The following is a 25,184-nucleotide window of genomic DNA, read 5'->3' as shown; positions in this document are numbered from 1 at the left end:
GTTCCAAGTTCTGGTCGATATCTGCGCATATCTTCCATGTGAGCGCCTATTTCGACATGATCTTCACATGCTGGATGAGATCGATCGCGCTGTGATCCATGCGCTGCAGATCGACGGGCGGGCGCCGTACAGCCGGATCGGGGAGGTCCTGGAGGTATCGACGCAGACGGTTGCACGCCGGTACAACCGGCTGCGGGCGGAGGCCGGACTGCGGGTGGCCGGTCTGCCGGATCCCCAGCAGGCTGGGCGTTCCCAGTGGTTCGTCCGGCTGACGGCGACACCTCAGGCTGCGCAGGATCTCGCGAGTGCTCTCGCGCGGCGGCCGGACACGAGCTGGATCAAGCTGGCATCGGGTGGCACCGAGATCATGGCGATTGTCCACACCACGCCGAGCGACGGGAACGCTTTGCTCCTGCACGACATCCCGAGGACTGCCGGCATCACGTCCGTGTCGGCGCAGCACCTCCTACATCTGTACGTCGGCGGCCCGACGGCCTGGCGGGGTCGCGCGAAGAGCCTGACGCCGGAGCAGGAGACCACGTTGCGTCGGGTGGTTGCGCCTATCGGTCAGATCCGCCCGCTTGATGCCGGTGATGCGAAGCTCCTCACCGCGCTCGGTGAGGACGGTCGCGCCACGCTCGCGGACCTCGCCGTACGCACTGGCTGGTCGGCGGCGACCGTCGCGCGGCGGCTCGACGAGCTGCAGCACACCGGCGCGCTCTTCTTCGACGTGGACGTCGACCCGGCCGCGCTCGGTGCCACCACCAGCGCGATGCTCTGGCTCTCGGTCCCGCCCGCGCACCTGGACGCCGTCGCCCGCGCCCTGGCCGAACACGACGAACTCGCCTTCGTCGCCGCGACCACCGGCCGGACGAACCTCGTCACCCAGGTCCTCTGCCCTGACCCCGCAGCCCTCCACACCTACCTGACGGACCGCCTCGGCGCGATCGACCACATCACCGCCCTCGAGACCGTCCCCGTCCTCCGCACCGTGAAGGCCGCCGCACCCTTCACCCCCAGTCTCGTAGGGTTGCGGGCATGACTGAGCGGACGATCGACGCAGTGGTGTTCGACATCGGCGGAGTGTTGCTCGACTGGAGCCCGGACTACCTGTACGCCGACCTGATCCCCGACGAGCTCGAGCGGACCCGGTTCCTGACCGAGGTCACCACCCCGGCGTGGAACCACCAGCAGGACGCCGGCCGGCCATGGTCCGAGGCGATCGCGGAGCTGACGAGTCTGCACCCGCAGCACGCCGACCTGATCGAGGCGTACGACACCGGCTGGCTGACGATGGTGAAGGGCGTCTTCGAGGACACCGCCGCGGTCGTCACCGAGATCCGTGCGCTGGGCATCCCGACGTACGCGCTGACCAACTTCTCGGCGGAGAAGTGGGAGGTCGCGCGGGAGGCGTTCGGAATCCTCACCCGCTTCGACGGCGAGATCGTGTCGGGCGTCGAGCAGACGGTGAAGCCGGACGAGAAGATCTACCGGATCCTGCTCGAGCGCTTCCACCTGGACGCGGCGCGCACGTTCTACACCGACGACATGCAGTACAACGTCGACGGCGCTCGCGCGGTCGGCCTCGACGCGGAGCGGTTCACCGGCGCCGCCGACCTCCGCGATCAGCTCCGTGCCCGGGGCATCGCACTACAGTGAACCGGTGACCTCTGTGCCGGACGACCGCTCATCGTTGATCAGGTCCGACGACCGCGACACGGCCGTCGAGCGTGTTCAGGAGGCCTACACCAGTGGGCTCATCTCGCACGAGGACATGGATCAGCGCCTCCACCAGGTGCTCACGGCGACGACCCAGCACGACATCTATGCGGCTCTGTCCGGGCTTCCCGCGCCGGATGCCGGCACCACGTCGACGATCTCTGCTGCCTCCGGGCGCATCCGGCGGCGCGGCGAATGGCTGGTGCCCAGGACGCTGAAGGTCCACTCCTCGTTCGGGCGCGTGCGACTGGACCTGTCCCGGGCGATCATCAAGCATCGGGTCGTGGACATCGAGCTGCAACTCGGCACCGGCGGAGCCAAGATCATCGTGCCGCGCGATGCGATCGTCGATGTCGAAGGCCTGCGCACCGGATGGAAGGACTCGCAGTACCAACCGCCACGGCAGACCGGTCCAGCAGGACCGACGATCCGGATCTCGGGGTCCATGGGGTTCGGGAAGCTGAGAATCCGCCACTCGCGCCGCTAGGGCGTGTCTCCCTAGGCGACGGCTGCTGATATCGCCTCGGTGTACGTCGGGCTGCCGGACAAGTCGGCGGCTTCGACGTACACCGTGTTGTCCTGGCAGGTCATCGGTGTGAGCACGGTCCCGGGCTTGCCGGCGTACATACGCTGTGGACTGCCGAGACCGGGGCGCCAGCGGTTGATCTGGTAGACGTCCTCGCGACCCGTGACGGTCCGGGTCTCCCAGAGGATCCAGTTGCCGCAGGCAATGATGGTGTCGGTGACGACCGAGCCGAGAGGGCGGGCGGGGGAGTCGGCGGACTCGCGGACGTACGCCTTGCTCTGGTACTGGTCCGGGTCGGTGGCGCCGACCTCCGACCACACCGTTGCCCCGCGCACCGATGCGCCGCTCCACTGGATGCACCTGGTTGCCGCCGGCACCGGCTGGGCCGGACCGCCGGTCAGCGGTGCGGTCAGGAGGCGCTTGCAGCGGCGGGTGGTCTCGGGCGCGGTGATCTCGCTGAACGTGACCGAGTCCGCCGAAACCACCGGATCCGCGACGTACCCGGGGTCGGCGACGCAGGTGACAGTCCGTCCCTTCAGCGTGGCGAGGTCGGCGACGATCAGGCAGGACCGGTTGCGTGCATCGGTCGAGCTGTAGACGAACGTGCCGTCGTACGCGCCGATCTCGGGTTCGGAGACCTTGGGGAGCTGGGACAGTTCGGCCGAGCGGCCGGTGGTCAGGTCGTAGCGGAACACCTTGATCTCGGGCGCCGGACCGTCGGACCGGATGTCCTCGATCAGGGCCCAGTGGTCGTCGATCACCACCGGCGACTGCGCGACGAAGCCGGCGGCCGGGGCGTGCCGGATCACCACCTTCTTACTGCTCCGGTCGGTCACGGTGGTGATCCCGGCCTCGTCGCTGGCGCGGGTGACGACGTACTTGCGCTGTTGGGTGACCAGGTGCAGGCCGTCCACCGGTTGCCGCATCACCTTCGTCCAGGCCGGGACCGCCGTACCGGAGTCGGTCGGCGGGCCCGGCGTTCCCGTCGGGGTCCGGCTCGGTGGGCTGGACGGCGGGGGGCTCGGCCCGTCCTTCGAGGAGGACGAGCAGCCGGCCAGCAGGAGGACGAGAACGGTGCCTACGGCAACGGTGGCACGACGCATCCGGTCAGAGTCCGATGTTCTTGAAGGAGTTGGCCAGGGTGGCGTTCAACAGGGCGGACGCCGGGATGTTCTTCGGTCCGTCGGTCACGTTGCCGCGGCTGTTGAACCGGCGTTCGTTGAACACCTCGAAGATTGCGATCGTGTTCTTGGCCCGGTCGTAGCCGCGGCCGACCTGGTAGTGGCCGCTGTGGTTGAAGGCGAGGTAGGGAAAGTACCGCTTGAGCAGTTGCACGTGCTCGATGACGGGTGCCTTGTAGACGCCGAGGTGCTTCTCGTGCACGGTCATGAACGTCTTCGAGTTCCAGCCGGACACGTTCTGCACGATGTAGGTGCCGGCGGACTTCGGCCAGGCCGTCTTCAGGTTGGTCTGCTTGACCATCGCTGAGATCGCCGTACCGGACGTGGTCGCGCCGAGGTCCTTGGCCCAGGACGCCTGCGTGTCCTTCTGGTTGTCGTCGGCCCAGTCGATCGACTGGAACGTCGCCGGCCCGCACCAGTACCCCTTGTCCTGCGAAGTCTGAAACCCCTTCATGATGTACGCCGACCCCGGAGCCACAACCGGCACCACAGACGGAGTCACGGGTGTAGGAGTCCCCTGAGTGGGCGCAGTCCGCGTAGGCGTCACCGTCGGAGCAGCAGTAGGCGCAGGTGTCGCGGTCGTGGTCGCCGTGGCAGTAGGCGTTCCGGCCGCCCCCTCCGCCGGGCCACCTGGCCCCGCCCCGTCGTCCGTCCCCTCCTCTTTCCCGTTCGCCGTCGGCGCGGCCGACGGCGAACGGGGCTCAGCCAGGAGCCGCAGGTCTCGCGCTTTTGCCCGCCCATCCCAGGCGGCTCGCATTTCGTCCAGTTCGGTGGCGACCCGGGCGCTCTTCGGCATCGCCGCGCGTTCCGCCACGAAGGCGGCCGGGGTCAGATCCCCGGTCGGGATGTCCTGCTCGACCCCGACCTCACCGTCCGCGCGAACGGCCGGCGGGCTCACCACCTCCTGCAACTGAGCCCCAGTCGGCACCTGGTCGACAAACCCCAGCCCGAGGCAGTAGTTCTCGTCCTCCAACGTGAAGCAACGCAGGATCGACGACGCCTGCGCAGACGTATCCGCCGCCTTCAACTGCAGATCGTTCGGCGACGTCTCCGTCACCTGCTTCACCACATCACTCCACGATCGCGCCGCCTCAGGCTCGGCAACCGCCTCGCTCGGCGGCGTGGCAGTTGGGGCGGTAGTCGGAGCGGTAGTCGGGGCGACCGTGGGCTCCGCAGAGGGGACCACAGTGCGAGGCGGTCCGGAGGTCTCCGGGTCGCGCGGTTGGTAGGCGGCTGCGGTGAGGGGTGCCTGTGCAAGCAGTGCACCCAGGAGGATCAGAGTTGCCCCCCGTGCTGCTGTGGGCATTGGGTCTCCCGTTGGGCGTGTGACGACAGTGACTGAGGGTACGCCTGAGACCACAGTACGTGCTTGTGGCAACAATGTGGAGAGCCCCCTGCCCCCTGAATCCACTCCCGGTGCCAACTAGACTTGGCCGGTCCCGGTCCGTGGAACGCTGTGGAGAGTCTGTGTCGGTCCAACCCATCCGCCTGTTCGGCGACCCCGTCCTGACCACCAAGGCCGAGCCGGTCGTCGACTTCGACGCCGAGCTGCGCCGCCTGGTGGCGAACCTCACCGACACCATGCAGGACGCGCCCGGCTCCGGCCTGGCCGCGCCGCAGATCGGCGTCGGCCTGCGGGTTTTCACGTACCACGTCGAGGGCGAACTCGGGCACCTGATCAACCCGGAGCTGACCCTGTCCGCGGACGAGCAGTTCGGCCCGGAGGGCTGCCTGTCGATCCCTGGACTGACCTTCGACTGCCGCCGCGCCCTGTCCGTGATCGCCAAGGGTTTCAACATGTACGGCGACCCGGTCGTGATCGAGGGCTCCGACATGCTCGCCCGGGCGATCCAGCACGAAACCGACCACCTGGACGGCATCCTCTTCGTCGACCGGCTCGACACCGTCACCCGCAAGCAGGCGATGAAGGCGATCCGCGAGGCCGAATGGTCCGGCCTCAGCGGCCCGCCGCAGGTCAGGATCTCGCCCCACCCGACGAACGGATTCGGCTTGTGAGACTCGTCTTCGCCGGTACGCCGGAACCTGCTGTCGCCGCGCTGAAGGCGATCGTTGCCAGCCGCCACGAACTCGTCGGCGTCGTGACCCGTCCGGATGCGCCCGCCGGCCGCGGCCGCAAGCTGGTCGCCTCCCCGGTCGCGCAGTACGCCGAGGAGCTCGGGGGCATCGAGATCCTCAAGCCGGTCAAGCCGCGGGACCCGGACTTCCTGGCCCGGCTGACCGAGATCGCCCCGGACTGCTGCCCGGTGGTCGCGTACGGCGGTCTGCTGCCGCAGGCGGCGCTGGACATCCCGCCGCGCGGCTGGATCAACCTGCACTTCTCGGTGCTGCCCGCGTGGCGTGGTGCCGCGCCGGTGCAGCACTCGATCATCGCCGGGGACGACGTGACCGGCGCGAGCACGTTCCGCATCGTGAAGGCGCTCGACGCCGGCCCGGTGTACGGCGTACTGACCGAGCCGATTGGTCCGCACGACACTTCGGGCGACCTGCTCAGCCGGCTGGCCGAGTCGGGCGCGAAGCTCCTGGTCGACACGCTGGACGGGATCGAGGCCGGAGTACTGGAAGCGCGGGAGCAGCCGGCCGACGGCGTGACGCTCGCGCCGAAGATCACCGTCGAGGACGCGGAGCTGGATCTGGCCGCGCCGGCGCAGCGCGTGGATCGGGTGGTGCGTGGGTGCAACCCCGCGCCGGGCGCCTGGACGACGTTCCGTGGCGAACGGTTGAAGGTGCTCGCGGTCCGGCTGACCGACGAGGAACTGAAGCCGGGGGAGTTGCGCGCGACCAAGTCGAGCGTCACGGTCGGAACCGGGAGCAAGGCGGTCGAGCTGGTGACGGTGCAGCCCCAGGGCAAGAAGCCGATGGCCGCGGCCGACTGGGCCCGCGGTGTCCGCCTGACCGACGAGGACCGGTTGGGACCGTCCGGTGAGTGACCGGAGTCCGCGCAATCGGGCGCCGCAGCGTCGGCCGGATCGGGTGCGCGGGGTTGCGTATCAGGTCATCCGTCAGGTCACGGCCGAAGGTGGCTACGCGAACCTCGCTCTCAACAAGGCACTCCGCGAGCAGCGACTCAGCGGTCGTGACGCGGCGTTCTGCACCGAGCTCGTGCACGGCACACTGCGCTGGCAGGGCACGTACGACGCCTTCCTCGCCCGCAGCGTGTCGCGCCCTCTCGCCGATCTCGACCCCGAGCTGCTCGACCTCCTCCGTCTTGGCACCCACCAACTCCTCCGGATGCGCGTCGACTCGTACGCCGCGGTCTCCGAGATGGTCACCCTCACCCGAGCCGAGATCGGCCAGAAACGCAGCGGCCTGGTCAATGCGGTTCTCCGCAAGATCAGCCAACGCACCCTCACCCAATGGATCGACACCGTCGCTCCGCCGGTCGAGGAGGATCGCCTCGGCCACCTGGCGATCGCCAAGGCCCACCCACGCTGGGTCATCGAGGCCTTCGCCCAGGCTCTGGACGATGACGTCGAAGCACTGCTGGACGCCGACAACGAGCCGCCTCGGGTGACGCTGGTGGCTCGGCCTGGGGTGTCCGATCTCGACGAGTTGGTGGCGGCGGGTGCTACTGCGGGGCGGTGGTCGCCGTATGCGGCTGTGCTGGAGGGCGGGGGTGATCCCGGCCGGATCGACGCCGTCGCGACCGGGCGAGCGGGCGTGCAGGACGAAGGCTCCCAACTGGTTGCGGTCGCATTGGCGACGGCCGAGGTTGAGGGCGACGACGCGAGCTGGCTGGACCTGTGTGCAGGACCCGGCGGGAAGTCGGCGTTGCTGGCAGCCCTCGTGAATCAGCGCGACGGTCAACTGACGGCAGTGGAGCCCCTCAAGCACCGCGCCGAACTCGTCCGCTCGAACCTGCGCGCGATCCCGGGGGAGCACAAGGTACTCATCGGCGACGGCACCAAGCCGACCTGGCCGGCCGGTTCATTCGACCGCGTGCTCGCCGACGTCCCGTGCAGCGGCCTCGGCGCGCTCCGCCGCAGGCCAGAGGCCCGCTGGCGACGTACGCCGGAAGACGTCGCCGAACTGCGCCCACTCCAAGAGGACCTGCTCGACTCAGCCATCACCTCGGCCCGCCCGGGCGGCGTGGTCGCGTACGTCACCTGCTCCCCGCATCCCGACGAGACCCGAGCGGTAGTGGACGCAGTACTCGCCAAGCGCGACGACGCCAAACTCGAGGACGCCCGCCCGCTGTTCCCCGGCGTACCCGACCTCGGCGACGGCCCCGACGTCCAACTGTGGCCGCACCTGCACGGCACGGACGCCATGTACCTCGCGCTCATCCGCCGGACCTAGAGGGGCCACCACCTGGACCTGCTGTCAGGTGCAAGAGGCGGGACGGTCATGATAGACGGGTGACAACGATCGCCCCGGCGCCTCGCTCGACCCGACAGCATCACCTGATCGGGCTGACCGCCGCCTTCGGCATCGGCATGCTGGTGGCGGTCCAGTCCCGGCTGAACGGCGAGCTCGGCGACGTCCTCGCCGACGGCATCGCGGCCGCCCTGATCTCGTTCGCCACCGGACTCGCCGTCCTGATCGCCGGTGCCGCGCTCGTGCCGCAGATCCGTCACTCACTCGGCAACGTCTGGCGGGCTATCCGTACGCCGATGCGCGGGCACGGCGGCCTGCGCTGGTGGCAATGCCTCGGGGGCCTCTCGGGTGCCTTCCTTGTCGCCACCCAGTCGATCACCGTGTCGGTGATCGGCGTCGCGGTCTTCACCGTGGCCGGCGTCGCAGGCCAAGCGATCAGCAGCCTCGTCGTCGACCGGCTCGGCTTCGGTCCCGCCGGCCCGCAGGCGTTCACCACCGTCCGCGTTGTCGGCGCGCTGGTCGCGCTGGTCGCAGTAGTACTGGCGGTCTCGGATCAACTCGGTCACCCCGACGGCCTGCTGCTGGCGATCCTGCCCGCACTGGCCGGACTCGGCGCCGCAGTCCAGCAGGCGATCAACGGACGAGTCGCGCGGACCGCTTCACCGGATGCGTACGGCGCGATCGCGGCCGGCGTGGTCAACTTCCTGGTCGGGTTCGTCGCGTTGCTGCTGGTGTTCCTCGTCGATCTCGGGTTCGAGGGCTTGCCGCACCACCTGCCGAGCGAGCCGTGGCTGTACCTGGGCGGCTCCTGCGGCGTGATCTTCATCAGCGCCGCGGCCGCCGTGGTCCGCGTGGTCGGCGTGTTCGTGCTCGGCCTCGGCACGATCGCCGGTCAGTTGATCGCGAGCCTTTTCATCGACCTGTTCCTCCCGGCCGCCGACAACGCGGTCACTTCCCCGGTCGTCGCCGGGACCGTGCTGGCCCTCGCCGCCGTCGTGATCGCGGCGGTGCCGAACCTCCGCCGCCACTAGCCCGTCGTCGCCGTCGCCACGACCGCCGGCTTACGCCGCAGCGACGCCAACAGCCCCTGCGAGACTGCGACGCCGAGCAGTACGACGAGGCCGCCGACCGGCTGGTACCAGGTGAGGTGCTCGTGCAGCACGATCACGCCGACCAGGATCGAGAACACCGGCATCAGGTACGTCACCATCGACGCACGACTGGCGCCGATCAGGCGGATGTTGCGCATGCTGAGCACGAACGCGAGTCCGCTGCCCAGGGCGCCGAGCGCGAGCACGCTGGCGATCACCTCGATGGACAGCGACCAGGGAGCAGGCGGTGCCTGCCCTGTCACGATCGGCGCCACGATCGCCAGTTGAACCGTTGCGCACAAGAACATGCTGGCCGACAAGGCGGTCCCGGACAGGGAGGTGCTCGCGACGAAACGCTTCTGGTAGGGGATCACGACGCCGTAGCTGACCGCCGCGAGCATGCACAGCGCCTGCCCGAGCAGGTCCGCACCACCGTCGACGTGCCAGGCTCCGAGGACGACCAGCATGCCCCCGAATCCGACGACAAGACCGGCGACCCGCTGCGCCGAGAACGTCTCGGTCCGGAAGACCAGTACCGCCATCGGCAACACGATGAGCGGCGTGATGCCGTTCCAGATGCCCGCCAGCAGGGACGGGATCCGCTCCTCGCCGAACCCGAACAGGGTCCACGGGATCGCCGAGCCGGCGGCGCCGACGACGAAGGAGTGCATCCACAGCCGCGGGTCGCGGGGAAGCGGTTCGCGCTTGATCGCGAGGATCACCAGCAGCACCGTCGCGCCGGCGATCACCCGCCCGAGCGCGAGGTACAGCGGGTGCAGTTCGCGCACCCCGACGGAGATGAACAGGAAGCTGCAACCCCAGATAGCCGCGAGGGCCAGCATCGTCGGGAGCCAGGCCTGCAGCGGGACCTGGTCAGTAGTCGTCTCGGTGCTCACTCCTGACATCCTGCACTACCTGATGGACAGTTCGTATATATCTGCCCGGCATCGGGCAATGGTCGTGGGAAATAGCCACCCGGTGACTGAGGTCTTGTCCGGCGGGGGAGGATGACGGCCATGGGTGCCTTCGACGTGATCTCGGTCCGCAAGCAGTTCCCCGCGCTCGACGAGGGCGCCGCACACTTCGACGGTCCGGGCGGCTCGCAGACGCCGCGCGTGGTCGCGGACGCCGTCGCGGCCACGATGGTCTCGGCGATGGCGAATCGTGGTCACCTCACCGCGGCCGAGCGTCGGGCCGACGAGATCGTCGTCGCCGGCCGCGCGGCGATGGCCGACCTGCTGGGTACGGATCCTCGCGGCATCGTCTACGGACGCAGCATGACCCAGTTGACGTACGACTTCTCCCGCACCCTCGCCAAGTCCTGGGGACCCGGCGACGAGGTGATCGTTTCGCGCCTCGACCACGACGCGAACGTCCGCCCGTGGGTCCAGGCCGCCGAGGCCGTCGGCGCGACGGTCCGCTGGCTGGGCTTCGACACCGAGACCTCCGAACTGGACGACATCGCGCCGCTGCTGACCGACCGCACTCGCCTGGTCGCCGTCACCGGCGCGTCCAACCTGCTCGGCACCCGACCCGATGTCGCCCGCATCGCGGATCAGGTCCACCAGGCGGGGGCGCTGATCTACGTCGACGGTGTCCACCTCACCGCCCACGCGCCGGTCGATGCGACGTACGCCGACTTCTACGCGTGCTCGCCGTACAAGTTCTTCGGGCCGCATCTCGGTGTGCTGACGGCAGCGCCCGAGTTGCTCGAGACGTTGCGGCCGGACAAGTTGCTGCCGTCGGCGGACGTCGTACCGGAGCGCTTCGAGTTCGGCACGCTTCCGTACGAGCTCCTGGCCGGGACGACCGCGGCGGTCGACTTCATCGCCGGACTCGGTGGGACCGGGAGCACCCGTCGTGAGCGTCTGCTCGACTCGCTGCGGCTGGTCGAGGAGCACGAGGACAACCTCCGGGAGGACCTCGAATCCCGGCTGGCTGCCATCGCTGGGATCACGCTCCACGGCCACGCATCCCGCCGTACGCCGACCCTGCTGTTCACCGTGGACGGCTGGGAACCGTCGGCGGTGGCCGCACGCCTGGCGGCGGCCGGCGTCAACGCTCCGGCCGGCTCGTTCTACGCCTACGAAGCCGCCCGCCACCTCGGTCTGGGTTCGGCTGGCGGGGTCCGCGTTGGCCTCGCGCCGTACACGGACCAGTCCGATGTGGACCGTCTCGTGGACGCGATCGCCCGTCTTGACGATTAATCAGGCGACTATCTAAAGTCTGTGGGGAAATTCGTTCGAGGGGGTTGGGTGAGAGAACCGAGCGCGGTCTTCGTCCAGGTCGGTTCTGCGGACGCCATGACCACGACGGTCCGGAACGGCACGACCTGGTCGGCTGCCGGAGTCGAGGTGGACTGGTCCAACGGCGCAGTCGACGTGGCCGCCGCCGCTGTCTCGCGAGTCGCCCTCCGCTGGGCCGAAGCCTTGCCCGCCGAAGCCCTCGTGCTCGGCGACGCCTGGGAGCGCTCGTACGGCGACCTGCAGTGGCGCCATCTGCAACCCGAGCGACTGCTCCCGTGGTACTTCCTCACCCACGATCCGCGGACCGGCAGCACGACAGGCGCCGGCGTAGAGGTCCAACCGAATGCGTTCTGTGCGTGGACGGTCGACGCGGATGGGTTCACTCTGTGGCTAGACCTTCGCAACGGTGGCGGCCCGACCCAGCTGAACGGCCGGACCCTGACCGCCGCGATCGTCCGGAGTTTCGACGACGCCGGCACCCCCTGGCAGACCGTGGAAGCGGCGGTCGCCACCATGAGCTCCCGGCTACCGGCACGACCTGAGCCCGCGCCGGTAGTCGGGGCCAACAACTGGTACTACGCGTACGGCCAGAACTTCGACGAGAAGGCGGTGCTCAAGGACGCCGCCACGATCGTCGAGCTGGCCGACGGTCACCCGGTCAAGCCGTTCAGCGTGGTCGACGACGGCTGGTACCCGGGCGGTATCGCGTCCGGCGGTCCGTGGGACCTCGGCAAGCCCGGTGTCTTCGACGACATGGCCGGTACTGCGGCCGCGATCAAGGAGCTCGGCGCCCGGCCCGGCCTGTGGTTCCGCCCACTCCTGGTCCGCGAGGCCGGCCCGTGGAGCCGCCCCGGACCCGGCAACGGCCGCGCACTCGACCCGTCGTACCCCGAGGTCCTGGATCTTGTCCGTGCGGATCTGCAGCGGTTCAAGGGCTGGGGTTTCGAGCTGGTCAAGCACGACTTCAGCACGTACGACGTCTTCGGCCGGTTCGGACCGGCGATGGGGTCGCGGCTGACGGACAGCGGTTGGCAGCTCCACGATCCGACGCGGACGACGGCCGAGATCGTGCTGGCGTTCTACCGCGAGATCCGGTCCGCGGCTGAGGGCGTCGTACTGATCGGGTGCAACACCGTCGGGCATCTCGCGGCGGGGCTGGTCGACGTACAGCGCACCGGTGACGACACCTCCGGCCGGGACTGGGAGCGGACCCGGAAGATGGGCGTGAACACGCTCGCGTTCCGGCTGCCGCAGCACAACCGGTTCTTCACCGTCGATGCGGACTGCGTCCCGTGTACGCCGGAGACGCCGTGGGAGCTGAACCAGCGCTTCCTGGATCTGGTCGCCCGGTCGGGGACGGCGCTGTTCGTGTCGGTCGATCCGGCGGCTCGGACGGAGCAGACGGACCGGGCGTTGAGCGACGGTATTCGGTTGGCGCTCAGCGGCGGAGACGCGTCCGGGATCGAGCCGGTGGACTGGCTCGTGAACACCACACCCAACGCGTGGCGGACGGGGAGCGGGACCATCGACTACGACTGGTCACGTCCGTGGGGTGCGGACCCGGTGTCCGGCTGATGGGGGAGTTGTGAGCGTTCGCCGGGGCACGAACCTCGATCGCGTCGGCGGTTTCAACGACGCGGTGGTCCTCGACGCGATCCGCCGCAGTGCCCGACTGAGCCGGGTGGAGCTTGCCGAGGTCACCGGTCTGTCCGGCCAGGCGATCTCCAACATCACTCGCCGACTGCTCGACGCGGGACTGGTCCGTGAGGCCGGTCGGCAGAAGAGCACCGGCCTGGGCAAGCCGCGCACACTGCTCGAGCTGGAACCCGCCGGCCAGTACGCCGTCGGCGTTCACCTCGACCCTGCCGTCGTGACCGTCGTCGTCCTCGACCTCACTGGCGACGTGATCGCGCGTCGCAGCGTGGGTACGCCGCACGCCGACGACCCGGAGGTCCTGATCGACGGGATCGCGGCCACGATCGAGGACGTGATCACCGAGGCCGGGGCACCGCGCGATCGCGTGACCGGTGTCGGGATCGCCGCGCCCGGACCGATCGACGTCGATCGCGGCGTAGTCGTCGACCCGCCCAACTTGTCCGCCTGGCATCTGGTCCCGCTACGAGACGAACTGCACGAGCGGATCGGCCTGCCGGTCCTGCTGGACAAGGACGTGACGGCGGCAGCGTCGGCCGAGAAGTGGGCCGGCGGAGGCGGCAGCTTCGTCTTCTTCTACCTCGGCACGGGTGTGGGCGCCGGGCTCGTGATCGGCGACGAGGTGGTCCGCGGATCGTCCAGCAACGTCGGCGAGATCGGTCACGTGATCGTCGACCCGGACGGCCCGGTCTGCTACTGCGGACGCCGCGGCTGCGTCGGCGAGACCAGCCAGCCGCGCTACCTGGTCCAGCAGGCGATGCAGGCCGGAGTACTTGCTCAGGGCATCGACCTGGACGATCGCGGTGCGGTCGACGCGGCGTTCGCCCGGCTCTGCTCGGAGGCCGAGGACGGGCCGGGGCTCGCGCGCGAGATCGTCGCGGTGCTGGCCCAGCGGATCGCCAAGGTGGTCGAAGACATCGCGAACCTGCTCGACCTCGAACGCGTGGTGTTCGGCGGCCCGCACTGGGAGCAGCTCGCGCCACTGCTCGGCGACGCGGTCCGCGTCGCCCTCGAGGAACGGTTCCTGGTCCGCTCGGTGCACCCGTTCGAGGTCGCCGGTACGGCGCTCGGCGTCGACGTCGGTGCGATCGGCGCGGCCAGCCTGGTGCTCGACCAGACGTTCTCGCCCAATCCCTCGGTCCTGCTGCCCGACCGTGAATTCGTTGCTGAAAGGTGATGTGTCGATGATCGATCCCGAGGTTCTGTCCCGCGCCACCGAGGCGGTTCGCCGGGCGACCGGCGACGAGGTGATCGCGGAGATGTTCCGGCGGTCGATGGCCGAGAACCTGCCCGCGGTGGCCGAACGGCTGCCGGACGGCACGACGTTCGTGCTCACCGGCGACATCCCGGCGATGTGGCTGCGCGACTCCGCCGCCCAGCTCCGGCCGTATCTGCTGCTGTGCAAGGACGATCCCGCACTGCAGGACATGCTGATCGGCGTCCTGCACCGCCAGCTCGAGTACGTCGTCCTGGACCCGTACGCGAACGCGTTCAACCGCGAGCCCAACGGCGAGGGTCACACCGACGACGAGACCGAGATGTCGCCGTGGGTGTGGGAACGCAAGTACGAGATCGACTCGCTGTGCTTCCCGCTCGACCTGGCCTACCGGCTGTGGCGGATCACCGGACGGGCGGATGTGATCGACCAGCGCCTGCGGGCCGCGGCCGACGCGATCATCGACCTGTGGACCGTGGAGCAGGACCACGAGGCGAGGTCGCCGTACCGGTTCCAGCGGGATGAACCGGACATGCTGCCGTCGGACACCCTGGCCCGCGAGGGGCGCGGCCGGCTGACCCGGCCGACGGGGATGTCGTGGAGTGCGTTCCGGCCGAGTGACGACGCCACCGAGCTCGGGTTCAACGTGCCCGGCAACATGTTCGCCTCCGTGGTGCTCGGCTACCTGCAGGAGATCGCGGCCGAGGTGTTCGCGGACGAGTCACTGGCCGCGCGGGCCAAGGAACTCAAGGCCGACATCGACGACGGCATCGCGCGGCACGGCATGGTCGACCACCCGGAACACGGCCGGATCTACGCGTACGAGGTGGACGGCGCCGGGGCCACCCTGCTGATGGACGACGCCAACATGCCGAGCCTGCTGTCGATGCCACTGAGCGGCTACGCCGCGGCTGACGATCCGACGTACGTCGCCACGCGCCGGCTGCTGCTGAGCGCCGAGAATCCCTTCTACTACAGCGGAACGCACGCCGCCGGTATCGGAAGTCCGCACACGCCGACGGACCAGGTGTGGCCGATCGCCCTTGCGGTGCAAGGTTTGACGAGCGCGTCGGCGGAGGAGCGCCAGCGGTTGCTGGAGCTCCTCCGAGACACCACGGGTGGTACCGGCCAGATGCACGAGTCGTTCCACGTCGAGGATCCGGCCAACTTCACCCGCGAGTGGTTCTCCTGGGCGAACGCGATGTTCTGCGAGCTCGCGCTGGTTCACGCCGGGATCAGGTGACGTCCCGCCGCCGGGTCGTCCAGGCAGCCAGTCCGGCAAAGACCGCACAGTAGGCGAGCAGGGTCAGGAGGGCACGGCCGCCGCTGACCGCATCCCGCACTCCAGGAGGTGCGTCGGCCGCGGTGATGCCGGTGACGGCGAACACCAGCGATCCGGCGTTGGTGCCCGGCAACGCGTTGGACACCACGTCGAGGTCCGGCAGCAGGCTGCTCACGACGCCGGCCAGCAGGGTCTCGATCCCCAGGATCCACACAACGCCCAGCCCGATCGGCAGCGCGACGTTGCGGAAGGCAACCGCCAGGACCGCGCCGGCCAGGCACCACATCATCAGCACCAACCAGCCGCCGGCGAGACCGCGCAGCAGGTCGAGCGGTCCCGGCCAGCTCGTCGAGCCGTTCTCGGCCGCGGCGATCCCGATACTGCACAGCGCAGAGGCGACGAAGATGCCGAGCACCCAGACCACGATCATGGTGCCGAGGGCGAGGAACTGTGCGGTCAGTACGGAGGCCCTACCGGGCCGCTGGGTGAGGATCGTTTTCAGCGTGCCCCAGGTGTACTCGCCGCCGATCACGATCGCGCCCAACACCAGGGCAAGCGCACCGGCGAAGATCGGATAGCCGCCGATCGTGTTGTCCAGCACGTGGCTCGGCAGCATGCCCTCGAGGACCTGGGCCCTCGGTACGCCGTCGGTCCCCGGGTTGTCGTCGCCAGTGGCGTAGCCGAGGTACGGCAGCAGATAGCCGAAGATCAGGCTCAGCACCAGCCCGGCGCCGAACAGCACCCACACCGCCGATCGCTTGCGGAGCTTCAGCAACTCCGCGCGGTAACTACCCAACATCGGTCTTCTCCTCGCTGGTGGTGAGCTCGAAGAAGATGTCTTCCAGAGCCCTCTCCGTGCTGTGCAACTCCGACACCGCGATCCCGGCCTCGACCAGGACCCGGTTCACCTCGGCGGCCCGGTCCGGGGCCACCTTGACCCGCAGCGTGTCGTCGTACAGGTGGACCGTGCCGGTGCCGAGGAAGTCGGTGAGGACCGACTGCGCGGTCTCCCGCGGTGTGGCCCGGACCACCAGTTCCTGCTCGCCGCGCAGGTCCTCGACGTTGTGCTCGGCAACCATCCGGCCGGAGTTGATGATCCCGACCCGGTCGCAGATCTGCTGCACCTCGCCGAGCAGATGGCTGGACAGCAGCACCGTCCGTCCCTCGGAGCCGAGCTCCCGGATCAGCCGGCGCATGTCCCGCATCCCGGCCGGGTCGAGCCCGTTGGTCGGCTCGTCCAGGATCACCAGCTCCGGGTCCTTCAGCAGCGCGGCCGCGACCCCGAGCCGTTGCTTCATCCCCAGGGAGTACGTCGAGAACCGGTCCTTGGCCCGATCGGCGAGATCGACCAGGTCCAGGACCTCATCGATCCGTTCCCGCGGCACCTCGGCGTACTCGGCCAGCAGCCGCAGGTTGTCCAGACCGGACAGGTACGGATAGAACGCCGGCGACTCGATCATCGACCCGGTCCGCCCGAGGACGTCGGCCTGTCCCGGTGCGCCACCGAGCACGCGGACACTGCCGCTCGTCGGCGCGATCAGCCCGGTCAGGATCCGCAAGGTGGTCGTTTTCCCGGCGCCGTTCGGTCCGAGGAACCCGTAGACCTCCCCGGGCAGCACCGTCAGATCGACCCCGTCAACCGCCAGGGTGTCGCCGTACCTCTTCGTCAACCCGGTCACCTCGACCAGCGGAGCAGCTGTCTCGTTCATAGCAACGAGACTGCCGGTCGAGCGCCTGGCGCCGCGTCGGCCCGGGGGAGTGACTCCGGCTACCGCGACGGGAGTACTCAGATCTGGTGGATGTGAATCGCCAGGCCATCACAATCGTCGCGCGCTGCGAAAGCCACGCTCAGACGAGCACTCCCGCGTGCATTGTGATGGGCTGGGCGACCGCTACTCAGCCGAGCCAGCCGGGGCGGACGAGGCCGGTCTGGTAGGCGACGACGACGAGCTGGGCGCGGTCGCGGACGCCGAGTTTGATCATGGCGCGGCTGACATGGGTCTTCGCGGTGGCGGGGCTGAGCACGAGGCGCTCGGCGATCTCGTCGTTCGACAGGCCCTCGCCGACCAGGGCGACGATCTCCTTCTCGCGCTCGGTCAGCACGTCGAGCTCCTTGCTGGCGTGCGGCTGCCGGCTGCGCGTCGCGAACTCGGCGACCAGCCGCCTGGTCACGCCGGGGGAGAGGAGCGCATCGCCGCGCGCCACCACCCGCACCGCCTGCAGCAGCTCGACCGGCTCCGTGTCCTTGACCAGGAACCCACTGGCCCCGACCCGCAGCGCCTCGAACACGTACTCGTCCAGATCGAACGTCGTCAGGATCACCACATGGACGTCGGCCAGCGCCTCATCGGCTCCGATCAGCCGGGTCGCCTCGAGCCCGTCGGTCCCGGGCATCCGGATGTCCATCAGCACGACGTCCGGCTTCTCCGCCTGCGCGACCGCGAACGCCTCGGCCCCGTCGGACACCTCACCGATCACCGTGATGTCGTCCTCGGCGTTGAGCAACGACCGGAACCCGGCCCGCACCAACGCCTGGTCATCCGCCAGCAGCACCCTGATCATGCGCTCACGCTAGAGCATGCGTCAGGCCAAGCCACTGCGTCAGGCGAGTCCGGCGTCGTGCGCGAGGAGGGCGATCTGGGTCCGGTTGCCGAGCTCCAGCTTGGTCAGGATGTGCGAGATGTGAGCCTTCACCGTCGCCAGGCTCATGTACAGCTCAGTGGCGATCTGCGCGTTCGCCTTCCCCTGCGCGACCGCGAGCATCACGTCGTACTCCCGTGGTGACAGCCGCTCGAGCGCCTGCTGTGCCGTCGTGTGCGCGTCCGCCTGGGTGGCGGCCCGGTCCATCAGCCGCCGGGTGATCGCCGGCGACAGGATCGGGTCGCCCGCGGCCACCCGTCGTACGGCGTCGACGATCTGCGCCGGCGGGGTGTCCTTCAGCAGGAACCCGCTCGCCCCGGCGCGGAGCGCGTGCAGCACGTTCTCGTCGGTGTCGAACGTCGTCAGGACGACGACCTCGGGGGGATTGGTCCGGGCCCGGAGCCGGCGGGTCGCGACGATGCCGTCCACCCGGGGCATCCGCAGATCCATCAGCACGATGTCGGGGAAGTGCGCGTCCACCGCGGCCGGGACCTCGTCGCCGTCGGCCGCCTGGCCGACCACCGCGATCCCGTTCGTCCCGTCGAGCATCATCTCCAGGCTGGCCCGGACGAGCGCGTCGTCGTCCACCACCAGCACGCGGATGGTCGCGTTCTCGTTCCCGGTCATGCGGGCCACGGTAGCGAGGCTTCGAGCCGGAACCCGCCGCCGGGCGCCTTTCCGTGGTCGAGCGTGCCGCCGGCCAGGTGGACGCGTTCGGTCAGGCCGACCAGCCCGGTCCCGCTGCCCGGGGTGAGCGGCGTTCCGTTCGATGCCGGGTTGATCAGCTCGATCCGCAGGCCGTCGCCCGGTCCGCCGGCCACGGTCAGCCGGACCGGATGCCCGGCCGCGTGCTTGCGTGCGTTCGTGAGCCCTTCCTGCACGACCCGGTACGCCGTCCGTCCGGTTGCCGGAGGCAACGTCGTCGCGTCGGCGACATGGTCGTCGTACGAGACCGTCGTACCCGCCTCGCGGGACTCGGCCACCAGCGCGGGGAGATCGCCGAAGGTCGGCTGCGGCCGCCCACCGGGCATCTCGTCGATCTCGGTGTCGCGCAGCACGCTGATCACCTCTCGCAGTTCGTCGAGCGCCTGGTGGACGCCGGAGCGGATGACCCCGGCAGCCTTGGCGAGCTTCTCCGGTGACGAGTCCGGCCGGTACTCGAGGGCGCCTGCGTACGTCGCCAGCAGCGACAACCGGTGGGCGAGAACGTCATGCATCTCGCGGGCCATCTGGGTCCGCTCCAGAGTGCGCGCCTCGGCGACCCGCCGGCCCTGCTCGGCCTCGGCGCGCTCGGCTCGCTCGCGCAGAGAGTCGACGAGTTGCCGGTGGGCTTGGTTCCACTGACCCCAGCCGAGCAACGCGGCGTGGACGGCGACGTCGAGGATGGCGAACCACAGGTAGGTGATGTTGCCGTCGGAGCGCCAGAGTCCCTGGACGAGGTGGCCGGCGGTCCCGGCCAGCGCGACGAGGGCTGCCGTACGCAGCGGGAACCGTTGGGCAACCGTGAGTGTGCCGACGGTCGAGGGCGGAGTGCCGGCGGGGGAGAGGGCTGCGAGTACGGCCAGGCCGAGCGCGGTGGAAACGGGCCGGCGGGGCAGCAGAAGGAGGAGTCCGGTCGAGACGATCCCAACGATGATGTCGAGCGGTAGCCATTGGGTGTCGCCAGTACTGGCCACCCGGCCGTAGATGCTGGCGGCCGACAGGACACCGACGAGGGCCACGCCGACCAAGTACGCCCAACGATTCCGCCTCACGGGCGCACAAACCTCCATGCCGCCGACCCTAGGGCCGGGCTGCCGTTCCCCACCACCGACCAAAGTCGATCCCTTCCCGACTTCGGACCAGCCCACCAGAGTCCTTCGCCGAGTCGAGGCGACCCGTGTCCCCGGCCGTAGCCGTCTTTTGGTCGTCGGAGTGCTTCGCGGGCTGGGGACTGCTCGCGATCCTGGAACGCTGCTAAGGAGTCTGCAACTGAGCCGCCTGGTAGAAGCCCCGGATATGCGCGGTCACCAACTCGGCCGCGCTGTCCGGCTCGCCCGCACGGATCGCCGCCACGATCGCGCGGTGCTCGCCTCGCAGCGTGACGGCCATTGCCTCCCAGTCCGGCAGATTGGGTACGGCGGCCAGCACGTACCCATGAATCGCGGATCGCAACGACGCCATCACCGCGGCGATCAGCACGTTGCCCGCCAGCCCGGACAGCGCCACATGGAACTCCGCATCGAGCAGGTGGAACTCCTCCGGCGACAACCCGTCGGCGTCCATCCGGTCCAGCAGGTCATCGGCGATCTTCAACTCGGCCACGTCCAGCCCTGGCGCGCGGCCGGCGGCCTCTCGCGCGGACCACGACTCCAACAGGATCCGGGTCTGCACGACGTCGCTCATCGGCAGGTGATTGGTTGCCAGGTGCAACCGCAGTACGGCGGTCAGCGGTGACACCGGTTCCGCGACGATCACCGCGCCGGCCTCCGGACCAGACCCGGTCGCGGTCCGCACCACGCCCATCGCTTCGAGGACCCGGACGGCCTCGCGCACCGAGGGGCGGCTGATGCCCAGTTGCTCGGCCAGCGTCCGCTCACCGGGCAGCCGCCCGCCGATCCGCAACCGCCCGGCGGCCAGGTCGGCCTCGACCCGGTGCAGGACCAGCTCGTAGTTCTTCACGCGACAACCCCCGCCTCGGTTGTGGGCGACTCTACCTGTGTGGTCGGACCACACGCTATGCTGTGGTCCGACCACACGATCAGGTGCGCCTGCTCGTCCGCCGAACCGGCCGTTCCGGAGTTCTGATGACCGATCGACAGCTGCCCAAATGGTCCGAGCTGAAGCCGCTGCTGCGGCCGAAGCCGATCACGGTGAACGCGACCGACCGCCGGCTGGAAAAGGCGCTCACCATCACGGACCTGCGGGCGATCGCCAAGCGCCGGACGCCGCGGTCGGTGTTCGACTACACCGACGGAGCGGCCGAGGCGGAGATCAGTCTGCGCCGCGCGCGCCGGCTGTTCGCGGAGATGGAGCTGCAGCCGTCGATCCTGCGCGACGTGTCCGACATCGACCTCGGGACATCGATCCTGGGTGGGCGGTCCGAGCTGCCGTTCGCGTTCGCGCCGACCGGGTTCACCCGGATGATGAACCACGAGGGCGAGAGCGCGGTCGTGAAGGTCGCCGAGGAGCTCGGCATCCCGTACGCGCTGTCGACCATGGGCACCACCTCGATCGAGGACGTCGCCGAGGCCGCGCCGGCCGCGCGGAAGTGGTTCCAGCTGTATGTGTGGAAGGACCGCGACGCCGGTGAAGACCTGGTGAAGCGGTCGGCCGCCGCGGGCTACGAGGCCTTGATGCTGACAGTCGACGTACCGGTCGCCGGTGCACGGCTGCGCGACGTACGGAACGGCTTCACCATCCCGCCGCAACTGACGGCCAAGACTGTGCTGGACGCATCGCTGCACCCGGCGTGGTGGGCCAACCTGCTGACCACGCGGCCGCTGACGTTCGCGTCGCTGTCCACGTGGGACGGCACGGTCGCCGAGCTACTGGACAAGCTGTTCGACCCCACGATGACCATCGACGACCTCAGCTGGCTGCGCTCGATCTGGGACGGTCCACTGATCGTCAAGGGCATCCAGACCGTCGACGACGCCCGACGGGTGGTCGATGCCGGCGCGGACGCGATCGTGCTGTCCAACCACGGCGGCCGCCAGCTCGACCGGGCTCCGACACCGCTGCGCATCCTCCCGGACGTTCGCAAGGCGGTGGGCAGCGACGCCGAGGTCTACCTAGACACAGGCATCATGTCGGGCGCTGACATCGTCGCGGCGATCGCTCTGGGCGCGGACGCGTGTCTGGTCGGCCGTGCGTACCTGTACGGCCTGATGGCCGGCGGCCAGCGCGGTGTGGCGCGTGCTGCGGAGATCCTGACCAAGGAGGTCCGCCGCACGATGGCGCTGCTGGGCGTCTCGCAGGTGGCGGACCTCAACCCGTCACACGTCCGACTGCCGGAGTAGGCCGCTACAGCGGCAGGTTGGCGATGATGCGCAGGCCACCCGTCGGCGTGCGGATGGCGGTGAGCGTCCCGCCGAGGGCGGTGGCTCGCTCACGCATGCCGATGATGCCGTTGCCTTCCTTCGGCGGGCCTGCGAGGGACTGACCGTCGTCGTCGACCTGCAGTACGAGCGACTGTTCGCCGTACTGGATGCGGACGGTCGCCTCGCTCGCCTTCGCGTGCCGGACGATGTTGGTGAGCGACTCCTGGATGATGCGGAACGCGGCCCGGTCCAGTCCGGTCGGGAGCTGATGCGGATCGCCGTGGACGACGGTGTGGACCTCGAGGCCGGCCATCGATGTCCGGCTGATCAGATGCTCGAGCCGTTCGAGTCCTGCGACCGGTTGGCGTGGCGCGGTCTCGTCGGACTGCCGCAGGATGCCGACGATCGAGCGCAGCTCCACCAGGGCTTCCTTGCTGGCGTCCTTGATCGCCGAGAGCGCCGGTCCGGCCTGTTCGGGCTGCCGGTCGACCAGATGCAGCGCGGTCGAGGCCTGCACATTGATCAGCGAGATGTGGTGCGCCACCACGTCATGCAGCTCCTGTGCGATCCGCAGCCGTTCCTCACCGGCCTTCCGCAGCTCCGCCTCCCGGCGGGTCCGGGCTGCAGCCATGACGCGGTCGCGGTGCGCCCGGAAAAGCTCGGCAACGAAGCCGAGGACGACGAAGCACGTGGCGACGAGGAGAACCTGGTACACACCATCCTCGTTGATCCCGAGCACCAACCGGCCGAGGAGGTGCCCGACGTACAAGGTGATGAGGCCGGTCCAGCCTGCCAGCCGGTAGCCGCGCCGGATCACGCTGAAGACCGCGATCACGAACGCGAAGATCACCGGGCCGTACGCGTACTGCATCAGCATGTAGACGAGCGTCGAGCCGACCGTTGCCCACAGCACCGGAATCGGCCGGGTCTGCAGCCAGTACAGCGACACCGTCCCGATCAGCACCAGGACGACCATGAACCAGTCGGCCGCCCGGCGTTCCGGCTCGCCCCGGGACGCGCCGAGCGAGCCCACCACGCCGATCAAGGAGAGCACCAGCGGCAACGCGATCCGCCGCACCCGGGCCAAGGCGGTGGGTGCGGTTTCGGTTGTCAGGTCAGTCGTGCTCACAGTACGAAACCGTACGGGGCCGCGCGGTCAGGTGTCATCGTCGCCACGGAGTACTTCGTTCTGCTCCGCCGGGAGTATCCGGAGTCAGTACTTGACTTTGTAGATCTTCTCCTCGTACGCCTTGCCGTAGTACTCCTCCAGCTCGGCCAGATCGGTGTCCTTCCGCTCGAGGGTCTTCGCGATGGTGGGCCGGTTCGCCATCGCGGTCGGGTCCCAGGTCTCGGGCTTCCACAACCGCGAGCGCAGGAACGCCTTCGAGCAGTGATGGAAGACCTCCTCGATCTCCACCAGCAGCGCGAGCTGCGGCCGGTTGCCCTTCACGATCATCTCGTCGAAGAACGGCGCCTCGCGGACGATCCGGGCCCGGCCGTTGATCCGGAGCGTGTCACCGCGGCCCGGGATGAAGTAGACCAGGCCGACGTGCGGGTTGGAGAGGATGTTGGTGAAGCCGTCGACCCGCCGGTTGCCGGCGCGCTCGGGGATCGCGATCGTGCTGTCGTCGAAGACCTTGGTGAACCCGGCCGGGTCGCCCTTCGGCGAGACGTCGCAGCTGCCGTCGGCGGCGGACGTCGCGATCAGGCAGAACGGCGAGACCGACAGCCACTGCCGGTCGAGCTCGTGGAGCTCCTTGCGGGTCTTGTTGGCGACGGGACCTAGCGGCTGCGGGACCACGCTGCGCAGCTCGTCGTACGTCGTGATCTCGACCAGTCCGGGGATGTCCATCAGACGGCGTTCTCCTTTGCCGGCAACGGCTGGTCCGTCTCGCTGACGGTCCTCGTCCGTGCAGCCCATCGTACGGCGGGACCAGTTGCGCAACTGGTCCCTAGGAACAGTGCACCCACAGCGATCCAGCCGATCGGACCCCACCCCAGGACCACTGTGGTCAGCAGCGCCGGACCGAGCATGCGAGCAATCGCAGGGCCGGTGCCGAAGAAGCCCTGGTACTGGCCCTGTTTGTCGGCCGGCGCCAGTCCGAAGCTGATTTCCCAAGCACCGGACGCCAGCTTCATCTCGCCGAGCGTCAGCAGCGCAGCGGCGGCGACCAGTACGACGGCCGCAGTCCAAGTGCTCATCTTGGCGGCGGAGATGGCGAACACCGCGCACGCGGCCAACATCGCGACTCCGGCGAACCGGACCGAGCGGGTGGCGGTCCGCAGGTCCCGAACGCTGCGGGCGATCCGCACCTGGAAGAACGTGACTCCGAGCGTGTTGACGATCAGCAACGAGGCGACCACCCAGTCCGGTGCGTCGGTGCGCGAGACGATCCACAGCGGTGCGACCAGGCTGAGCAGCGGCATGAACAGCAGCATGATCGAGTTCAGCAGCGCGAGGACGGCGTACGGGCGGTCGTGCAGTACGGCGAGCCGCGGCTCACCCTTCACGCGCAGTCTGACCGCCACCGACGGCACGCGGTGGAGCAGTCGGGCCGCGATCAGGAAGCTGAGCGCGTCCAGTGCGAAGACGGTCAGGTACGCCGTTGATGTGTCGAAGCGGAGCGCGAGGCCGCCGAGTGCGGCGCCTGCTGCGAGGCCGGCGTTGACTGTGGACTGGAGGAAGGCTCGGATGCGGGTGCGCTCGGCCGGCGTGACCAGACCGGCCAGGAGTGCTTGCCGGGCGGCGGTGAGACCAGTCTGGCTGCAGGCGTAGACGATCGCAGCGACCAGGAACAGAGCGAAGCTGCGGACGAAGAGGAACGAGCCGACCGAGGCCGCTGTCGTCAGGGCGAGCAGGACGGCTGTGCCGCGAGCGCCCCGACGGTCGGCGAGGTTGCCGAGCGGGACACCGGTGAGGAAGCCGACCAGCCAGGCGATCGTGAGGCCGAGGCCGACCTCGGCGGTCGACAGTCCGACAACCCGGGTGAAGAAGAGTGCCGAGGTGACGATGAACGCGCCGTCGCCGACGGAGTTGGCCAGCTGCGCCATCGCGAGGTCGCGGGGTGCTCCGGCCGGCGGCAGGATGTTGCCGCGTCCGCTGCGGATGCGGTCTGTCGTGATGCTCATCGGAGTCTCCCTCGGCTCGGTCTGCTTCGAGCCTAGGAGCGCAGCGGCCCAGCAGGCAGATCCACTTCATGCCTCCTGTGGTGGGCCATTTGTGCCTGCGGGAATTGGTCTGTGGATAACTCTCTGGGGCGGCCGGAACAACGG

At 69.2% G+C, this 25,184-nt stretch carries 24 protein-coding genes; 12 read left to right on the top strand and 12 right to left on the bottom strand.

Going from position 1 to position 25,184, the window contains the following annotated elements; translation table 11 throughout:
• The first annotated feature begins 67 nt into the window (after nucleotides 1–67).
• The 3 genes from AB0I34_RS12290 to AB0I34_RS12280 are packed head-to-tail and all read left to right on the top strand — an operon-like array spanning nucleotide 68 to nucleotide 2,206.
• On the top strand, nucleotides 68–1,042 hold the full coding sequence (locus AB0I34_RS12290) for an AsnC family transcriptional regulator (RefSeq protein ID WP_360443760.1): 975 nt from the start codon (nucleotides 68–70) through the stop codon (nucleotides 1,040–1,042).
• The gene (locus AB0I34_RS12285) at nucleotides 1,039–1,659 is read left to right on the top strand and encodes an HAD family phosphatase (protein WP_360443757.1); all 621 of its coding nucleotides are present in this window, start codon (nucleotides 1,039–1,041) and stop codon (nucleotides 1,657–1,659) included. Before AB0I34_RS12290 ends, AB0I34_RS12285 begins: the two co-directional genes overlap by 4 nt.
• Nucleotides 1,660–1,663: 4 nt before the next feature.
• Entirely contained in the window at nucleotides 1,664–2,206 is a 543-nt protein-coding gene (locus AB0I34_RS12280) for a DUF1707 domain-containing protein (protein ID WP_360443754.1), read from the top strand.
• Between the two features lie 11 nt (nucleotides 2,207–2,217).
• Here the strand turns inward: AB0I34_RS12280 and AB0I34_RS12275 are convergent, their stop codons facing one another.
• Entirely contained in the window at nucleotides 2,218–3,348 is a 1,131-nt protein-coding gene (locus AB0I34_RS12275; RefSeq protein WP_360443751.1) for a hypothetical protein, read from the bottom strand.
• Nucleotides 3,349–3,352: 4 nt separating this feature from the next.
• Nucleotides 3,353–4,492 (bottom strand): hypothetical protein, encoded by a 1,140-nt coding sequence (locus tag AB0I34_RS12270; RefSeq protein ID WP_360443748.1) that lies wholly within the window; start codon nucleotides 4,490–4,492, stop codon nucleotides 3,353–3,355.
• 401 nt (nucleotides 4,493–4,893) lie between these two features.
• Between AB0I34_RS12270 and def the strand changes: the two genes are divergently transcribed.
• From def to AB0I34_RS12250, 4 genes are read left to right on the top strand one after another with little or no spacing between them, the layout of a single operon-like run.
• A complete protein-coding gene (gene def, locus AB0I34_RS12265) occupies nucleotides 4,894–5,442 on the top strand; it encodes a peptide deformylase (RefSeq protein WP_360443745.1) in 549 nt (182 codons plus the stop codon).
• The gene (fmt, locus tag AB0I34_RS12260; RefSeq protein ID WP_360443742.1) at nucleotides 5,439–6,374 is read left to right on the top strand and encodes a methionyl-tRNA formyltransferase; all 936 of its coding nucleotides are present in this window, start codon (nucleotides 5,439–5,441) and stop codon (nucleotides 6,372–6,374) included. Before def ends, fmt begins: the two co-directional genes overlap by 4 nt.
• Nucleotides 6,367–7,743, top strand: coding sequence for a transcription antitermination factor NusB (locus AB0I34_RS12255; protein WP_360443739.1), 1,377 nt, complete (start codon nucleotides 6,367–6,369; stop codon nucleotides 7,741–7,743). The genes fmt and AB0I34_RS12255 overlap by 8 nt, the downstream gene beginning before the upstream one ends.
• 59 nt (nucleotides 7,744–7,802) lie before the next feature.
• Nucleotides 7,803–8,792, top strand: coding sequence for a DMT family transporter (locus AB0I34_RS12250; protein WP_360443736.1), 990 nt, complete (start codon nucleotides 7,803–7,805; stop codon nucleotides 8,790–8,792).
• Here the strand turns inward: AB0I34_RS12250 and AB0I34_RS12245 are convergent.
• Complete coding sequence (locus AB0I34_RS12245; RefSeq protein ID WP_360443733.1) at nucleotides 8,789–9,748, bottom strand: DMT family transporter; 960 nt, start codon at nucleotides 9,746–9,748, stop codon at nucleotides 8,789–8,791. The genes AB0I34_RS12250 and AB0I34_RS12245 overlap by 4 nt on opposite strands.
• Nucleotides 9,749–9,868: 120 nt before the next feature.
• On the opposite strand from AB0I34_RS12245, the gene AB0I34_RS12240 reads away from it, so the two are divergent.
• Genes AB0I34_RS12240 through AB0I34_RS12225 form a run of 4 tightly spaced genes read left to right on the top strand, consistent with a single transcriptional unit; the run spans nucleotide 9,869 to nucleotide 15,210 of the window.
• Nucleotides 9,869–11,059, top strand: a complete 1,191-nt coding sequence (locus AB0I34_RS12240) for a cysteine desulfurase-like protein (protein ID WP_360443730.1) — start codon at nucleotides 9,869–9,871, stop codon at nucleotides 11,057–11,059.
• A gap of 48 nt (nucleotides 11,060–11,107) precedes the next feature.
• Complete coding sequence (locus AB0I34_RS12235; protein WP_360443727.1) at nucleotides 11,108–12,673, top strand: hypothetical protein; 1,566 nt, start codon at nucleotides 11,108–11,110, stop codon at nucleotides 12,671–12,673.
• A 10-nt stretch (nucleotides 12,674–12,683) separates the two neighbouring features.
• A complete protein-coding gene (locus AB0I34_RS12230) occupies nucleotides 12,684–13,928 on the top strand; it encodes an ROK family transcriptional regulator (protein WP_360443724.1) in 1,245 nt (414 codons plus the stop codon).
• Between the two features lie 7 nt (nucleotides 13,929–13,935).
• Nucleotides 13,936–15,210 carry a glycoside hydrolase family 125 protein gene (locus AB0I34_RS12225; RefSeq protein ID WP_360443721.1) on the top strand — a complete coding sequence of 425 codons (1,275 nt, stop codon included), beginning with the start codon at nucleotides 13,936–13,938 and terminating at the stop codon, nucleotides 15,208–15,210.
• Here the strand turns inward: AB0I34_RS12225 and AB0I34_RS12220 are convergent.
• The 6 genes from AB0I34_RS12220 to AB0I34_RS12195 all read right to left on the bottom strand — a co-directional run bounded on the left by AB0I34_RS12220 (nucleotide 15,203) and on the right by AB0I34_RS12195 (nucleotide 20,550).
• Entirely contained in the window at nucleotides 15,203–16,048 is an 846-nt protein-coding gene (locus AB0I34_RS12220) for an ABC transporter permease subunit (protein WP_360443718.1), read from the bottom strand. The genes AB0I34_RS12225 and AB0I34_RS12220 overlap by 8 nt on opposite strands.
• A complete protein-coding gene (locus tag AB0I34_RS12215; RefSeq protein WP_360443715.1) occupies nucleotides 16,038–16,958 on the bottom strand; it encodes an ABC transporter ATP-binding protein in 921 nt (306 codons plus the stop codon). Before AB0I34_RS12215 ends, AB0I34_RS12220 begins: the two co-directional genes overlap by 11 nt.
• 187 nt (nucleotides 16,959–17,145) lie before the next feature.
• Nucleotides 17,146–17,811, bottom strand: a complete 666-nt coding sequence (locus AB0I34_RS12210) for a response regulator transcription factor (RefSeq protein WP_131514913.1) — start codon at nucleotides 17,809–17,811, stop codon at nucleotides 17,146–17,148.
• Between the two features lie 39 nt (nucleotides 17,812–17,850).
• Nucleotides 17,851–18,516, bottom strand: coding sequence for a response regulator transcription factor (locus tag AB0I34_RS12205; RefSeq protein ID WP_360443711.1), 666 nt, complete (start codon nucleotides 18,514–18,516; stop codon nucleotides 17,851–17,853).
• Nucleotides 18,513–19,643 carry a histidine kinase gene (locus AB0I34_RS12200; protein ID WP_360443708.1) on the bottom strand — a complete coding sequence of 377 codons (1,131 nt, stop codon included), beginning with the start codon at nucleotides 19,641–19,643 and terminating at the stop codon, nucleotides 18,513–18,515. Before AB0I34_RS12200 ends, AB0I34_RS12205 begins: the two co-directional genes overlap by 4 nt.
• A 202-nt stretch (nucleotides 19,644–19,845) precedes the next feature.
• Entirely contained in the window at nucleotides 19,846–20,550 is a 705-nt protein-coding gene (locus tag AB0I34_RS12195) for a FadR/GntR family transcriptional regulator (RefSeq protein WP_360443705.1), read from the bottom strand.
• A 125-nt stretch (nucleotides 20,551–20,675) separates the two neighbouring features.
• Between AB0I34_RS12195 and AB0I34_RS12190 the strand changes: the two genes are divergently transcribed.
• The gene (locus AB0I34_RS12190; RefSeq protein WP_360443702.1) at nucleotides 20,676–21,890 is read left to right on the top strand and encodes an alpha-hydroxy acid oxidase; all 1,215 of its coding nucleotides are present in this window, start codon (nucleotides 20,676–20,678) and stop codon (nucleotides 21,888–21,890) included.
• A gap of 4 nt (nucleotides 21,891–21,894) precedes the next feature.
• Here AB0I34_RS12190 and AB0I34_RS12185 read toward each other — a convergent pair whose 3' ends face one another.
• From AB0I34_RS12185 to AB0I34_RS12175, 3 genes are all read right to left on the bottom strand, one after another.
• Nucleotides 21,895–23,040 (bottom strand): sensor histidine kinase, encoded by a 1,146-nt coding sequence (locus AB0I34_RS12185; protein WP_360443700.1) that lies wholly within the window; start codon nucleotides 23,038–23,040, stop codon nucleotides 21,895–21,897.
• Between the two features lie 84 nt (nucleotides 23,041–23,124).
• A complete protein-coding gene (locus tag AB0I34_RS12180; protein WP_360443697.1) occupies nucleotides 23,125–23,763 on the bottom strand; it encodes a pyridoxamine 5'-phosphate oxidase family protein in 639 nt (212 codons plus the stop codon).
• On the bottom strand, nucleotides 23,763–25,040 hold the full coding sequence (locus tag AB0I34_RS12175) for an MFS transporter (RefSeq protein WP_360443694.1): 1,278 nt from the start codon (nucleotides 25,038–25,040) through the stop codon (nucleotides 23,763–23,765). Before AB0I34_RS12175 ends, AB0I34_RS12180 begins: the two co-directional genes overlap by 1 nt.
• Between the last annotated feature and the right edge of the window lie 144 nt (nucleotides 25,041–25,184).

The sequence above is a fragment of the Kribbella sp. NPDC050281 genome, from assembly GCF_040655855.1.
Classification (GTDB): Bacteria; Actinomycetota; Actinomycetes; order Propionibacteriales; family Kribbellaceae; genus Kribbella.
This window is presented reverse-complemented; position numbering and strand designations above follow the sequence as displayed.

What these genes read in the sequence shown, in the direction of transcription:
- AB0I34_RS12290 (WP_360443760.1), top strand. Translation starts at nt 68, where the DNA reads ATGCTGGATGAGATCGATCGCGCTGTGATCCATGCGCTGCAGATCGAC.
- AB0I34_RS12285 (WP_360443757.1), top strand. Translation starts at nt 1,039, where the DNA reads ATGACTGAGCGGACGATCGACGCAGTGGTGTTCGACATCGGCGGAGTG.
- AB0I34_RS12275 (WP_360443751.1), bottom strand. Translation starts at nt 3,348, where the DNA reads ATGCGTCGTGCCACCGTTGCCGTAGGCACCGTTCTCGTCCTCCTGCTG.
- AB0I34_RS12240 (WP_360443730.1), top strand. Translation starts at nt 9,869, where the DNA reads ATGGGTGCCTTCGACGTGATCTCGGTCCGCAAGCAGTTCCCCGCGCTC.
- AB0I34_RS12225 (WP_360443721.1), top strand. Translation starts at nt 13,936, where the DNA reads ATGATCGATCCCGAGGTTCTGTCCCGCGCCACCGAGGCGGTTCGCCGG.
- AB0I34_RS12220 (WP_360443718.1), bottom strand. Translation starts at nt 16,048, where the DNA reads ATGTTGGGTAGTTACCGCGCGGAGTTGCTGAAGCTCCGCAAGCGATCG.
- AB0I34_RS12215 (WP_360443715.1), bottom strand. Translation starts at nt 16,958, where the DNA reads ATGAACGAGACAGCTGCTCCGCTGGTCGAGGTGACCGGGTTGACGAAG.
- AB0I34_RS12210 (WP_131514913.1), bottom strand. Translation starts at nt 17,811, where the DNA reads ATGATCAGGGTGCTGCTGGCGGATGACCAGGCGTTGGTGCGGGCCGGG.
- AB0I34_RS12205 (WP_360443711.1), bottom strand. Translation starts at nt 18,516, where the DNA reads ATGACCGGGAACGAGAACGCGACCATCCGCGTGCTGGTGGTGGACGAC.
- AB0I34_RS12190 (WP_360443702.1), top strand. Translation starts at nt 20,676, where the DNA reads ATGACCGATCGACAGCTGCCCAAATGGTCCGAGCTGAAGCCGCTGCTG.
- AB0I34_RS12180 (WP_360443697.1), bottom strand. Translation starts at nt 23,763, where the DNA reads ATGGACATCCCCGGACTGGTCGAGATCACGACGTACGACGAGCTGCGC.
- AB0I34_RS12175 (WP_360443694.1), bottom strand. Translation starts at nt 25,040, where the DNA reads ATGAGCATCACGACAGACCGCATCCGCAGCGGACGCGGCAACATCCTG.